The 12,720-nt window shown below is 66.7% G+C and carries 11 protein-coding genes and 1 rRNA gene; 9 read left to right on the top strand and 3 right to left on the bottom strand.

Annotated features, from left to right (window positions below):
- Positions 1–81 precede the first annotated feature (81 nt).
- The 9 genes from mdcA to madM all read left to right on the top strand — a co-directional run bounded on the left by mdcA (position 82) and on the right by madM (position 7,592).
- Complete coding sequence (mdcA, locus tag G7026_RS05970; RefSeq protein ID WP_181069851.1) at positions 82–1,758, top strand: malonate decarboxylase subunit alpha; 1,677 nt, start codon at positions 82–84, stop codon at positions 1,756–1,758.
- Entirely contained in the window at positions 1,758–2,630 is an 873-nt protein-coding gene (locus G7026_RS05965) for a triphosphoribosyl-dephospho-CoA synthase (RefSeq protein ID WP_181069850.1), read from the top strand. Before mdcA ends, G7026_RS05965 begins: the two co-directional genes overlap by 1 nt.
- Positions 2,631–2,632: 2 nt before the next feature.
- Positions 2,633–2,932, top strand: coding sequence for a malonate decarboxylase subunit delta (locus G7026_RS05960; protein ID WP_181069849.1), 300 nt, complete (start codon positions 2,633–2,635; stop codon positions 2,930–2,932).
- The gene (locus G7026_RS05955; protein ID WP_181069848.1) at positions 2,925–3,776 is read left to right on the top strand and encodes a biotin-independent malonate decarboxylase subunit beta; all 852 of its coding nucleotides are present in this window, start codon (positions 2,925–2,927) and stop codon (positions 3,774–3,776) included. Before G7026_RS05960 ends, G7026_RS05955 begins: the two co-directional genes overlap by 8 nt.
- The gene (gene mdcE / locus G7026_RS05950) at positions 3,773–4,558 is read left to right on the top strand and encodes a biotin-independent malonate decarboxylase subunit gamma (RefSeq protein WP_181069847.1); all 786 of its coding nucleotides are present in this window, start codon (positions 3,773–3,775) and stop codon (positions 4,556–4,558) included. The genes G7026_RS05955 and mdcE overlap by 4 nt, the downstream gene beginning before the upstream one ends.
- A 148-nt stretch (positions 4,559–4,706) precedes the next feature.
- A complete protein-coding gene (locus tag G7026_RS05945) occupies positions 4,707–5,327 on the top strand; it encodes a malonate decarboxylase holo-ACP synthase (protein ID WP_181069846.1) in 621 nt (206 codons plus the stop codon).
- Positions 5,324–6,259, top strand: a complete 936-nt coding sequence (gene mdcH / locus G7026_RS05940; RefSeq protein ID WP_181069845.1) for a malonate decarboxylase subunit epsilon — start codon at positions 5,324–5,326, stop codon at positions 6,257–6,259. Before G7026_RS05945 ends, mdcH begins: the two co-directional genes overlap by 4 nt.
- 158 nt (positions 6,260–6,417) lie before the next feature.
- Positions 6,418–6,825 (top strand): malonate transporter subunit MadL, encoded by a 408-nt coding sequence (gene madL / locus G7026_RS05935; protein ID WP_181069844.1) that lies wholly within the window; start codon positions 6,418–6,420, stop codon positions 6,823–6,825.
- A 2-nt stretch (positions 6,826–6,827) separates the two neighbouring features.
- Positions 6,828–7,592, top strand: coding sequence for a malonate transporter subunit MadM (madM, locus tag G7026_RS05930; RefSeq protein WP_181069843.1), 765 nt, complete (start codon positions 6,828–6,830; stop codon positions 7,590–7,592).
- Between the two features lie 76 nt (positions 7,593–7,668).
- Here madM and G7026_RS05925 read toward each other — a convergent pair whose 3' ends face one another.
- The 3 genes from G7026_RS05925 to rrf all read right to left on the bottom strand — a co-directional run.
- On the bottom strand, positions 7,669–8,586 hold the full coding sequence (locus G7026_RS05925; protein ID WP_181069842.1) for a LysR family transcriptional regulator: 918 nt from the start codon (positions 8,584–8,586) through the stop codon (positions 7,669–7,671).
- A 277-nt stretch (positions 8,587–8,863) separates the two neighbouring features.
- Positions 8,864–11,968 (bottom strand): transglycosylase domain-containing protein, encoded by a 3,105-nt coding sequence (locus G7026_RS05920; RefSeq protein WP_181069841.1) that lies wholly within the window; start codon positions 11,966–11,968, stop codon positions 8,864–8,866.
- A 659-nt stretch (positions 11,969–12,627) separates the two neighbouring features.
- Positions 12,628–12,720 (bottom strand): 5S ribosomal RNA (gene rrf / locus G7026_RS05915); the annotation flags it as partial.

Raw genomic sequence — 12,720 nt, 5'->3', positions numbered from 1 at the left:
CGATCACGCGGCGAGCTTGATTGATGACCGCCCGGTCACTGCCTAACGTGCCCTCCACATCGCGGAAAATGTGGAGTCAGCATGACAACAACAATATCCCCACCGCCGCAGTGGTCGCGTCGTCGCGCTGAAAAAGCCCGGCGTCTCGACCAGGTGCGCAACCTCGCCGATGGCGTGGTGTTGCCGAGCGACAAGATCGTCGCGGCGCTCGAAGCGCTGATCGCCCCGGGCGATCGGGTAGTGCTCGAGGGCAACAACCAGAAGCAGGCGGATTTCCTTTCCCGCTCCCTGGCCCAGGCCGACCCCGCCCGCCTGCACGACCTGCACATGATCATGCCCAGCGTCAGCCGCGCGGAGCACCTCGACCTGTTCGAACGGCAGATCGCACGCAAGCTCGACTTCTCCTTCGCCGGCCCGCAGAGCCTGCGCATCAGCCAGCTGCTCGAAGACGGGCTGCTGGAAGTCGGTGCCATCCATACCTACATCGAACTCTATTCGCGCCTGTTGGTGGACCTGATCCCCAACGTCGCGCTGGTGGCCGGTTTCACCGCCGACCGCGAGGGCAACATCTACACCGGCCCCAGCACCGAAGACACCCCGGCGCTGGTCGAGCCCACGGCCTTCAGCGATGGCATCGTCATCGTCCAGGTCAACCAGATCGTCGATGACCCGCGCGACCTGCCACGCGTGGACATCCCGGCGAGCTGGGTCGACTTCGTCGTGGTCGCCGACAAGCCGTTCTACATCGAACCGCTATTCACCCGCGACCCGCGCCACATCAAGCCGGTGCACGTGCTGATGGCGATGATGGCGATCCGCGGCATCTACGAAAAGCACAACGTGCAGTCGCTCAACCATGGCATCGGCTTCAATACCGCCGCCATCGAGCTGATCCTGCCGACCTACGGCGAGTCGCTCGGCCTGAAAGGCAAGATCTGCCGCAACTGGACGCTCAACCCGCACCCGACGCTGATCCCGGCCATCGAGACCGGCTGGGTCGAGAGCGTGCACTGCTTCGGCACCGAACTGGGCATGGAGAACTACATCGCCCAGCGCCCGGACGTGTTCTTCACCGGCCGCGACGGCTCGATGCGCTCCAACCGCATGATGTGCCAGCTGGCCGGGCAGTACGCGGTGGACCTGTTCATTGGCGCCACTTTGCAAGTCGATGGCGATGGTCACTCGTCGACGGTGACACGTGGGCGTCTGGCCGGTTTCGGCGGCGCGCCGAACATGGGCCACGACCCGCGCGGTCGTCGCCATCCGACGCCGGCCTGGCTGGACATGGCCATGCCCGGTGGAGAAGCCCCGGTCACCATGCTCGAGCGCGGCAAGAAGCTCGTGGTGCAGATGGTCGAGACCTTCCAGGAAGGCGGCAAGCCCACCTTCGTCGAGCAGCTCGATGCGGTCGAGGTGGCGAAGAAGAGCGGCATGCCGCTGGCGCCGATCATGATCTACGGCGACGACGTCACCCACCTGCTCACCGAGGAAGGCATCGCCTACCTGTACAAGGCGCGCTCGCTGGACGAACGCCAGGCGATGATCGCCGCGGTGGCCGGGGTGACCAGCATCGGCCTGCGCCACAACCCCAAGGACACCGAGCGCATGCGCCGCGAAGGGCTGATCGTCCTGCCGGAAGACCTCGGCATACGCCGCAACGATGCGACCCGCGAGCTGCTCGCGGCCAAAAGCATCGCCGAGCTGGTCGAGTGGTCCGGCGGCCTCTACAACCCGCCTGCCAAGTTCAGGAGCTGGTGATGAGCGCACTCATTGCACGACAGGCGCCGTCTGCGGCCGAGCGTCTGGCCGATCTGGCGGTGCAGGCGCTGATCGACGAGGCCGACCTTTCGCCCAAGCCGGGCCTGGTGGACCGGCGCGGCAATGGCGCCCATGACGACCTGCACTTGGGCCTGATGCACGCCTCGGCGCAATCGCTGTGGCCGGCCTTCGCCGCCATGGCCGAGGCGGCACGGCTCGAAGGTCGGGTCAGCCAGCCGCTGCGCGAAAACCTCGGCCAGCTCGGCCGCGAAGGCGAAGCACAAATGCTGCGCGTGACCAACGGCGTGAATACCCACCGTGGTGCCATCTGGGCGCTGGGGCTGCTCAGTGCCTCCGCGATGCTGAAACCGGGTGCTGCGGCTGGCGAGATCGCCTTGACCGCCGCCGCCCTGGCACGGCTGGAAGACCCGGCCGCGCCACACAACCCGGACAGCCATGGCGCGCGGGTGTGCCGCCGCTACGGCGTGCTCGGCGCGCGGGAACAGGCGCAGCACGGCTTTCCCGCCGTGATCGAACACGGCTTGCCGCAGCTCAACGCCAGCCGTCGCGCGGGTGCCGGCGAGCAGAACGCCCGGCTCGATGCACTGCTGGCGATCATGAGCACCTTGACCGACACCTGCGTGCTGCACCGCGCCGGTCTGGAGGGGCTGACTCGTATGCAGGCCGGTGCCCGCGCCGTGCTCGCCGCCGGTGGTGCAGCCAGCCTTGCCGGCCGCCGACAGCTGCGCCTGCTGGATCGCGACATGCTCGCCCTCAACGCCTCGCCCGGCGGCGCCGCCGACCTGCTGGCCGCCACCCTTTTCCTCGATCGCCTGGCGCCTCATGCGCCGGCGCCGACTGGGAGCAACTGAACATGGAAACCCTGTCTTTCGAATTCCCCGCCGGGCAACCCGCCCGCGGCAAGGCCCTGGTCGGCGTGGTCGGCTCGGGCGATCTGGAAGTGCTGCTCGAGCCCGGCCAGGCCGGCACGCTGGCGATCCAGGTGGTCACCTCGGTCAACGGCGCCGAGCAACGCTGGCAGCAACTGTTCGAGCGGATGTTCCGCGAGCAGACGCCGCCAGCGCTGAACATCGACATCCACGATTTCGGCGCGACTCCCGGCGTGGTGCGCCTGCGCCTGGAACAAGGACTGGAGGAGGTTGGCCATGACTGACGTCGCACGTTTGCTCCAGTCACGCAGCTTCGTCGAGCTCGGCGCCCGCCAGCGTGCCCGCGCGCTCCTGGACGAAGGCAGCTTCCGCGAGCTGCTCGACCCCTTCGCCCGCGTCACTTCTCCCTGGCTGCCGAAGCAGGGCATCGTCACCCAGGCCGATGACGGCGTGGTGGTGGCCAAGGGCACCCTCGACGGCCAGCCGGCAGTGATCGCCGCCATCGAAGGCGCCTTCCAGGGCGGCAGCATGGGTGAAGTCGGCGGCGCGAAGATCGCAGGCGCCCTGGAGCTGGCCGTCGAAGACAACCGCAATGGCATCCCGACCCGGGCGGTACTGCTGCTGGAAACCGGCGGCGTGCGCCTACAGGAAGCCAACCTGGGGCTGGCCGCAATCGCCGAGATCCAGGCGGCCATCGTCGAGCTGCGCGAATACCGGCCGGTGACCGGCGTGGTCGCCGGTGCCGTCGGCTGCTTCGGCGGCATGTCCATCGCCGCCGGGCTGTGCAGCTACCTGATCGCCACCCGCGAAGCACGCATCGGCCTCAACGGTCCACAGGTGATCGAGCAGGAAGCCGGCCTCGATGAGTACGACTCGCGCGACCGCCCGTTCATCTGGAGCCTGACCGGCGGCGAGCAGCGTTACGCCTCGGGGCTGGTGGACGCCTATGTCGCCGACGACGCCGACGCCATCCGCGCCGAGCTGCACCGTCTGTTCGCCCAAGGCAAACCGCCGCAACCGCGCAGTCGCCGCCATGCCTGGTTCCTCCAGCGCCTGGCCGACGTCGACATCCGCACACAGCTCGATGCCGCCGCCGTGCGCGCCCTCTATCAAGGAGATGCCCAATGAGCCGTGGACTGAATTGGTTGCAAGCCCTGGCCGGTGGCCAGGCCCTGACGGGCTATCCGGCCTCGGTGAAGGTCGTCGATGGCTCGCTCGGCAAGCGCGCCGCACGCTACATTGCCGTGGTGCCGGATGCCGGGAATCCGTTCCCGCGCGCCCGCAATGGCGAGGTCGGACTGCTCGAAGGCTGGGCCCTGGGCCAGGCGCTGGATGAGGTGATCGAAGCGGACCGCGACAAGGCGGACAAGCGCGTCGTGGTCGCCGTGGTCGACGTGCCAAGCCAGGCCTACGGCCGCCGCGAAGAAGCTTTGGGGATTCATCAGGCACTGGCCGGCGCGGTGGATGGCTATGCCCGCGCCCGTCTGGCTGGGCATCCGGTAATCGCCTTGCTGGTGGGCAAGGCCATGTCCGGCGCCTTCCTCGCCCACGGTTATCAAGCCCAGCGGATCATCGCCCTGCGCGACCCAGGAGTGATGGTGCACGCCATGGGCAAGGCCGCGGCGGCACGCATCACCCTGCGCAGCGTCGAGGAACTGGAAGCGCTGGCCGAGTCGGTGCCTCCGATGGCTTACGACATCGACAACTACGCGACCCTCGGGCTGCTCTGGGAAACCCTCTCGGTGCAGAACATCGAGCAGCCCTCGGCTGACGATCTGGCGCGGGTGCGCGACTGCCTGCAGCAGGCGGCTGAGGATATTGGCGCCAGCACCGACCTGCAGGGCCGCCTTGGCGCGCCGAATCGGGCTGCTTCATCGAAGGTCCGGGAGATGCTGCGGGCGCAGTGGTAAGTCTGCTTCGCCCGCATCCCTTCGGTCGAGTATGGGAGCGATTCGAGGAGCGGTCTTGACGCGAAGGACGCACCGCAAAGGCCGAACACAGAAACCCCTGACGTTTGACGACCAGCTCGACAATAACAATCAAAAACGGAGGCTGTAGATGCACGACATTCCACGCCCCCACGACCTGCTCTGGGGCATGACGCCGGTACAGCTGCCCGCTGATGCGCCAGCCTGGGCACGGCAGGTGCTCGCCGCCGGCCAACCGGTCGTGGTGCGCCGCGCGGTGGTAGCCGACGACCAGATCGCCATTGGCCTGCGGGGCGCGACGCGTGAGCAACGCTTCGCCGCGCGGATGCGACGCGAATCGGTGGTTTCACGCGTCAGCCCCGAGCAACTGATCGCCCGCCTTCCGGACAGCCGCCTCCCCGCTCTGCTCGCACTGCACCGGTTGCATCCATTGCTCGACAGCCTGGGCCTGGCCTGGGGCGTCACCGGCTCGGTGGGGTATCAGCTCGGCAGTGGCATCGCGGTCGTCAGCGCCGAAAGCGACCTCGACCTGCTGCTGCGCACACCAACGGTATTTTCACGCGACGAGGCGCGCGAGCTTCAACAGCTGCTGGACAGGGCTCCGTGCCGGGTCGACCTGCAGCTGGAGACGCCCTCCGGCGCCATCGCCCTGCGCGAGTGGGCCGGCGATTCGGCCCATGTCCTGCTCAAGTGCGCCACGGGCGCTCGGCTGATCGACGATCCCTGGGACCAGGCGGAGCGGGCCGCATGAGCAGCCTGTTCGCCTTTCCCGGCCAGGGCGCTCAGAAGCCCGGTATGCTCCATCGCCTTCCGCAGAAAGCGCAGGTCCTGGCATGCCTCGAACAGGCCGGTGAAGCGCTTGGCGAAGACGCCCTGGCGCTGGATAGCGAAGACGCCCTGACGTCGACCCGCGCCGTGCAGCTCTGCCTGCTGATCGCCGGCGTGGCCGGTGCCCGTCTGCTGATGAGCGGCGGGCAGACGCCGGGCTACGTGGCGGGGCTGTCCATCGGCGCCTACGCAGCGGCCGTGATTGCCGACTCGCTGGACTATCGAGACGCGGTTCGGCTGGTCGCGCTGCGGGGCGAACTGATGCAGAACGCCTACCCCCGGGGCTACGGCATGACCGCCCTCATCGGCCTTGATCTCGGCAGCGTGGAGCGCCTGCTGGCCGACGTGCATGACGAGCGATCGCCGGTCCATCTGGCCAACATCAACGCCGACAACCAGATCGTCATCGCCGGGGCGGACGACGCCATGGCGCAGGTCGCGCAGCGCGCCAGAACCTTGGGCGCGTCGGCGGCGAAAAGGCTGGCGGTCAGCGTGCCGTCCCACAGTGCGCTGCTCGAAGCGCCGGCCACTGCACTCGCCGAAGCCTTCGCCGACATCGAGCTCCGCGCGCCGCGCCTGCGCTATCTGAGCAGCACAACGGCCCGGCCGATCGCCGATCCCGAGCGCTTGCGCGACGACCTCGCCTTCAACATGTGCCGCGTCGTCGACTGGCACGGCACCCTGCGCACCGCTTACGAACGCGGCGTGCGTCTGCATATCGAACTGCCGCCCGGCACGGTCCTCACCGGCCTGGCACGACGCGTTTTCGAACAGGGTACGCTGGTCGCCTTCGATGGCGCCCGGCTGGACACGATGGACGCCTTGTTGCGCCAGGAGGTTAGCCAGACGCCATAGATCGCAGCGTTCTCGGGACGCGGCGGACGCGCCAGCAAGGTGCGCCAGGCCGCCGATTGATCGATGAATAACAACAATCACTTCGACACCACGCGTCGCCGGTAAAGCGGGTTGCTCCAGCGAACCGCCGCCAGGCCGCGCACAAGAGGACAACAACAATGATTATCTTCGGTGTGGCCTTTCTGGCCCTGTGTACCCTAGCAGGCATCTTCGCCGGCGAGATGCTCGGCAAGCTCATCGGCGTGCCGGCCAACGTTGGCGGCGTCGGCATCGCCATGGTCATCCTCATCCTACTCGGCAGCTACCTGAAAAAGCGCGGCCTGTTCGACGGCACGTCCGAGCAGGGCATCCAGTTCTGGAGTGCGGTTTACATCCCCATCGTGGTCGCCATGGCCGCGCAGCAGAACGTCTACGGCGCCCTTGCCGGCGGGCCGATGGCGATTCTTGCGGGCGTCGCCGCGGTCGCCGCGTCCTTCGCTCTGGTCCCGGTGCTCAGCCGGATCGGGCAAAAAAAGCCTGAAGCCGGCGTCGACGAAAAGCCCCTGACCACCGGCCCGAGGGTTTGATCATGTACGACTCACTCATGAAGGTCATTTCCGGTTACGGCCTGATCAGCGGGTTCGCCGTGATCGGCGCCGCCATGTGGTTCTCCTACTGGCTGTCCAGGCGGTTCACACGGGGCCGCCTGCATGGCTCGGCCATCGCCATTCTGCTCGGCCTGGTGCTTTCCTATATCGGCGGCGCGCTCACCGGCGGGCAGAAGGGCCTGGTGGACATCGCGATGTTCTCCGGCATCGGTCTACTGGGCGGGGCGATGCTGCGCGATTTCGCCATCGTCGCCACCGCTTTCGGGGTCAGCGTCGAGGAGCTCAAGCGGGCGGGCTACGTCGGCATACTGGCGCTATTCATCGGCGTCTTCACGTCCTTCATTGCCGGCGTCGCGGTGGCCATGGCCTTCGGCTATACCGATTCGGTCAGCCTGACCACCATCGGCGCCGGTGCGGTGACCTATATCGTCGGGCCGATCACCGGCGCAGCGCTCGGTGCGAGTTCCGACGTCATGGCCCTGTCGATCGCCGCCGGGCTGGTCAAGGCGATCCTGGTGATGGTCGCGACGCCCTTCGTGGCGCCCTACATCGGCCTGAACAATCCCCGCTCGGCGGTGATCTTCGGCGGCTTGATCGGCACCTCCAGCGGCGTTGCCGGCGGACTGGCCGCCACCGATCCGAAGCTGGTGCCCTACGGCTGCCTCACCGCGGCGTTTTATACCGCGCTGGGCTGCCTGCTCGGGCCGTCGCTGCTGTTCTTCATCATGCGCGGGATACTGGGCTGAAGGTGGATCGGTACGGTGACGTCTGGGCACAGCCGTGGCGGTGGAAAGGCTTCGCCGTTTTCCACCTTACGCCGCTTCAGCCCGGATGTTTCAGGCTGTACATGCGGCATTCGGCGAGGAGCGCGAGCAGATTCGGGTCGCGCTCCTTGGCCTTGAGGAAGACCACACCGATGTGCTGCTGCAGGCGATAATCGGCACGCAGCGGGATCAGCCGGACGCCGGACTCGTAGACCATCCCCACCCGCCCCGGCAGCAATGCATAGCCGACCCCGGAATTGACCATGCTCAACAGGGTGAAGATGTCGTTGACCTGCATGGCCACCTGCGGCTCGAAGCCGGCCTGGCGGAACACCCGGTTGCCGTCCTGGTGGGTCGCGAACCCCTGGGTCAGGGTGAGGAAGGTGGCGTCGCGCAGTTCGCTCAGATCGATTTCCGCCTGCCGGGCGACCGGTGAGTCGGCCGGCGCAGCGAGAAAGATGTCGTCGGAGAACAACGGCACCTGGGCGCAATCGGCATCGCTGACGCTGTCGTTGAGCGACACCAGGATCGCGTCCAGCTCCATGCTCTTGAGCTTGTAGAACAGGTCGACGTTCGAGCCCAGAATCAGATCGATGTTGAGTTCGCTGCGGCGCAGCTTGAGCCCCATGATCAGCTGCGGAACGGTCTTGACGGTAAGCGAATAGAGCGCGCCGAGCTTGAAGCGCTCGGCCGAGAAACCGGCGGCTTCGCGCGTCTGGCGCACCGTCTCGACCACGTCCTGCACCAGTTTCTGCGCCCGCTCCTCGAGCACGTAGGCGCTTTCCAGCGGGATCAGATTTCGCCCTTCGTGCTTGAACAAAGGGCAGCGCAGCGCCGCCTCCAGCGAATGGATGGCCCGGTGCACGCTGACGTTGCTGGTGTTGAGATCGGCAGCGGCCTTGCCGAGGTTGCCGCTGCGCATGAAAGCCAGGAACACCTGCAATTTCTTCAGCGTCAGTTCTTCATCGATCTGCATGGCGCGCGCTCAGGTGGCGAAGCTTGCGATTATGCCTGCCTGTCGCCCTTGCGCATCAACCGCGACGACCTTGCTGGTCGCTGGCCTCCTCAGCCGGTGGGTGAAGCCGCTGTAGTCGCCGCCCAGGAATTCTGCTCCCCAATCTCGAAGCGGCCGCGGCGGGACAAGCCCAGCAGAATCGCCGCATCGGCCTGATCGAGCATCCCCTGACCGAGCGAAATAACCGGGAGCGCCTAGTCGTTGGCCGTGCCGATCGACAGAGAAGCCAGCTCGACCGCTAGGGTACGAGCTGGGCCGTGGTTACCGCAGCTGGCTGGCACAGGGTTGTCGCGCCGCTTTGCAGGTAGGGCTTGAGAATCGGCGCCATGCCCTTGAGGGCCTGCACCGGCAGCGCCGAGGTGAAGCGGAAGCTGTCCGCCGCCCGGCCCGGCACATAGGCGGTCAGGGTGCCGAAATGGTTGGGCCCGAGGTAGAAGACGAAGGTCGCCGTGCGGTTCATTGCCAGCGAGCTGATCAGTCGCCCGCCCGCACCCACGCTCTGGATACGGTTGTCACCGGTACCGGTCTTGCCACCGACCTTCAGAGCGCTGCCATCGTCGAGCACGAACGTACCGTTGAGCCGCCGTGCGGTACCGCCCTCCACGACGCTGGCCAGCGCTTCGCGCAGCGCCACGGCGACCTCGCTCGGCATCACCCGCTCGCCGGCGCCGGATGCAATCCCCAGGCGTGTTTCGTAGGGGGTGTTCACGGCGAACTGCAGGCTGTCGATGCGCACGCTTGGCAGCCGCACCCCATCGTTGAGGATGATCCCCATCAGCTCGGCCAGCGCCGCCGGGCGATCGCCGGAGCTGCCGAGCGCAGTGGCCAGCGACGGCACCAGATGGTCGAACGGGTAGCCGACGCGCTGCCAGCGCCGGTGGATGTCGGTGAAGGCTTCCACCTCGAGCATGATCCGAATGCGGCTGTCGCGCGCGCTCTTGTGGCGGCTGCGGAACAGCCAGCCGTAGACCTCCTGGCGCTGTTCGCGACTGGCGCCGACGATCTCGCCGAGCGTGGCGTCCGGATGGTTGATCAGATAGCCCAGCAGCCACAGGTCCAGTGGGTGCACACGGGCGATGTAGCCTTGGTCCGGCAAGCTGTAGGCGCCGGGTGCGTAGCGGCTGTAGAGGCCGTCGAGCTGCTTGTCGGTCAGTTCGGCATCCGGCAGCCGAGCGCGCAGGAAGCGTTCGAAGGCCGAGCGGTCGGCGTCCGGCATGAGGTAGCGATGGACCGCCGCCAGCCGCACCGGCGTGGCGCGCATGCCGTTGAGAAAGGCCTCGATGCGCTCATCGCCGCTCTTGCCGCGATACTTCTGCCAGAAGCGCTGGAGAAACACCGAGCCTTCGCGGTCGGCAAAGCGCGTCAGGTATTCGAGGCGCGCGGGGTTGTTGTCATCCTTAAGCAACTCGGCACGGTTGATCATCGCGTAGGTGCTGTAGGCGACCAGGTCGCGCATCAGGCGCACGAACGGCAGGTTGATCGACTCCTGCAGCGACTCGCGCAGGGTCGGCAGGCGACCATCATCCTCGCGGCGGAAGTTGCCGAAGCGGTGCACACCGGCGCCGGTGAAGAAGCGCTCGGCGGGGCTTGCCGAATAGCGTCGTTCGAGCGCTGCGTCGAGCATCGCTGGCAGGTTGCGGTCGCTCGTCGCACTCAGGTAGCCGATCGCCCAGCGGCTGAGCGGATCTTCCACTTCGACGTGGCGCAGCTCGCCCGCCGTCATGCCGGCATAGCGTCCATGCAGTTCGGCGATGATTTCAAGGTAGGTCGTCAGTACGCGCAGCTTGGCAGTCGATCCCAGCTCCAGTTTGCTGCCTTCGTTGATGTCGAACGGCTGGTTGGTGCTGTCGGTCTGCACCCGAACCCGGAACCCTTCGCCGGCTCGCTCGAAGAGCGTGAAGCTGTAGCGCACGTCGCCAGTCTTTTCCGGCGACAGCATGCGTTCGCCGAGCAGCCCCATTTCCTTGGCGAACGCCGGGTCGGCCAGGTGGCCGAGGTAGTCGCTGATCTGCTCCTGCAGGTCGCCTTGGAGGGTGGTGGTGGCAGCCAGATCGATGCGGTCGAGGTCGTACAGCGGCAGGCCAAGCAGCCCGGCCACCCGCATCCGCGCCACGCTGATGCCTTTGGTGGCCTCGACCGGGCGCAGCGCAGGCTCGCGGCGCAAGTCGCGGAATGCGGCATGCTGGGCCAATGCCGCATCGCGCAGCGCCGTGTCGATGATGCCACCACGGGCCAGCAGGCGAATGTGGCTGTCGGTGAGATCGACCATGTCCTGGCGTCCCTTGCCCAGGTAATAGGATGGCCGGCGCTGCGCAATCAGCAGCGAAAGCACCTGGCGCAGCGCCAGGCCCTGGGCTTCGAGATCGGTACCGGCATTGCGTCGCGGGTCGAGCAGGCGGTTGACCTCGGCAAAGTCGGCGCCGTACCACAGCCGCAAGCCATCGGCGATGCCATGCACCTCGCCATGTCCCGGTGCTGCCGACAGGGGCACGCTGTTGAGGTAGTCGCGCACGATACGCTGCCGGGTGACGAGGGTCTGCGGACCGTCACGGTAGGCGCGAACGCTGGCCGAGACCATCTGGCGCAGCTTTTCCTCACCGCTGCCTGTGCGTCCTTCGGGCGAATGGCGGTACTTCTCGACCTGGGTCGCCAGAGTACTGCCACCGGCGGACTGGCCGGAAAGGCCGAGCTGCTTCTGCGCTTGGCTGATCGCCGCCTTGGCGAAGCGCGGCCAGTCGACCGCCGGGTTCGCCATCGGGCGGTCGGCGGCCAGCAGGCTGCGGTCCTCTATGAAGAGCAAGCTCCGGGCAATCAGCGGCGGGATGCTCTCGAAGCTGTCGTAGTACTCGTGCGGGTAGCTGTTGGCATAGAGCGGCTCGCCGCGACAATCGTCGATGGTGAGGCCCGCCTGGGATTTCTCCGGATAAGGCACGAAGAAACCGCGGTTGGCATAGTCTTCCAGCGCCGGCGAGAAGCGCGCCTGCGCCTCGATGCGGAAATTGCGCTGAACCAGGCGCTCGAGAAACGCCGGCATGTCGGCATAACCCAGGCGGCGATCGAACGGGCCGCTATCGGGAAACTGCACCGATGGGCTGGGGCCGGGCTCGACGCTATAGTCCAGATTGGCCGCGTAGCGACTGATCCAGTGAGCCTGCCAGCGAGAGCTGTCGATCTCCTGCCAGGCCACATAGCCGCCGCCCGCCAGCAAGGAGACGGCCGACAACAATGCCAGCCGGCGCGCCATTGGGCGTCCACGTTTAGGTGATTTGTTTGGAGGCGTCGCAGACGAAGCAGGCGAGGGTCGCGCAGCTCCAGATCTATCGGATTGCCATACTGCGCCCATGATTACCGGCCTGGCTTCCTAGCAAGTGTTTCGGCGGCAAGCTTAGCGTGCAGGAGCCCGTCGGCGGTGGCGAGCAGACGAACGGAACGGGGCGGCCTAGGCGCTTGCGATTGGGTTCAGCAGAGGGTTGCCGACGGAAACGATGTGCGCACCTGCCGCAGCTCTACCGAAGCATGAACGAACGGCAGCAATGCCGTTCGCGACGGGGCCATTTCCGCCGCAAAAGCAGCCCGATGAGCTCAACGGGACTGCGTTTTTTCGCAGCCGCTTCGCCCGACCGCTCTTCAGAGCGACCGCTACCGGCGGCAGGAAGTACCGGATACTGCGAGCGGTGCTTGGCGTCTAGTATGGATGGGCCGCGCGACCCCAAGGGCAAAGTCACGGCCTCTCGCTCGCACGAACCAGACGGCCGTGCATCACAAGCTCGCTCACAGCCCCTACAGGTGGACCGGCCGCATCCTGATACCGAATTGGTCCAGACGAGATCGAGCGATCACTGCGAACACCGGAGCGAGACAACGCCCAGACCGCTCCGCAGCCGATGCCAGCCAGCCAGCCAGCCAGCCAGCCAGCCAGCCAGCCAGCCAGCCAGCCAGAGATTATCGCGCACAAAGACAAACCCCCAACCCGATTGCTCGGATTGGGGGTTTGGGATAGAAGCTTGACGATGACCTACTCTCACATGGGGAAACCCCACACTACCATCGGCGATGCGTCGTTTCACTACTGAGTTCGGGATGGGATCAGGTGGT

The sequence above is a fragment of the Stutzerimonas azotifigens genome, from assembly GCF_013522725.1.
GTDB classification, from domain to species: Bacteria; Pseudomonadota; Gammaproteobacteria; order Pseudomonadales; family Pseudomonadaceae; genus Stutzerimonas; species Stutzerimonas azotifigens_A.
The sequence above is the reverse complement of the archived record's forward strand: the minus strand, read 5'-3'. Positions and strand labels throughout refer to the sequence as shown.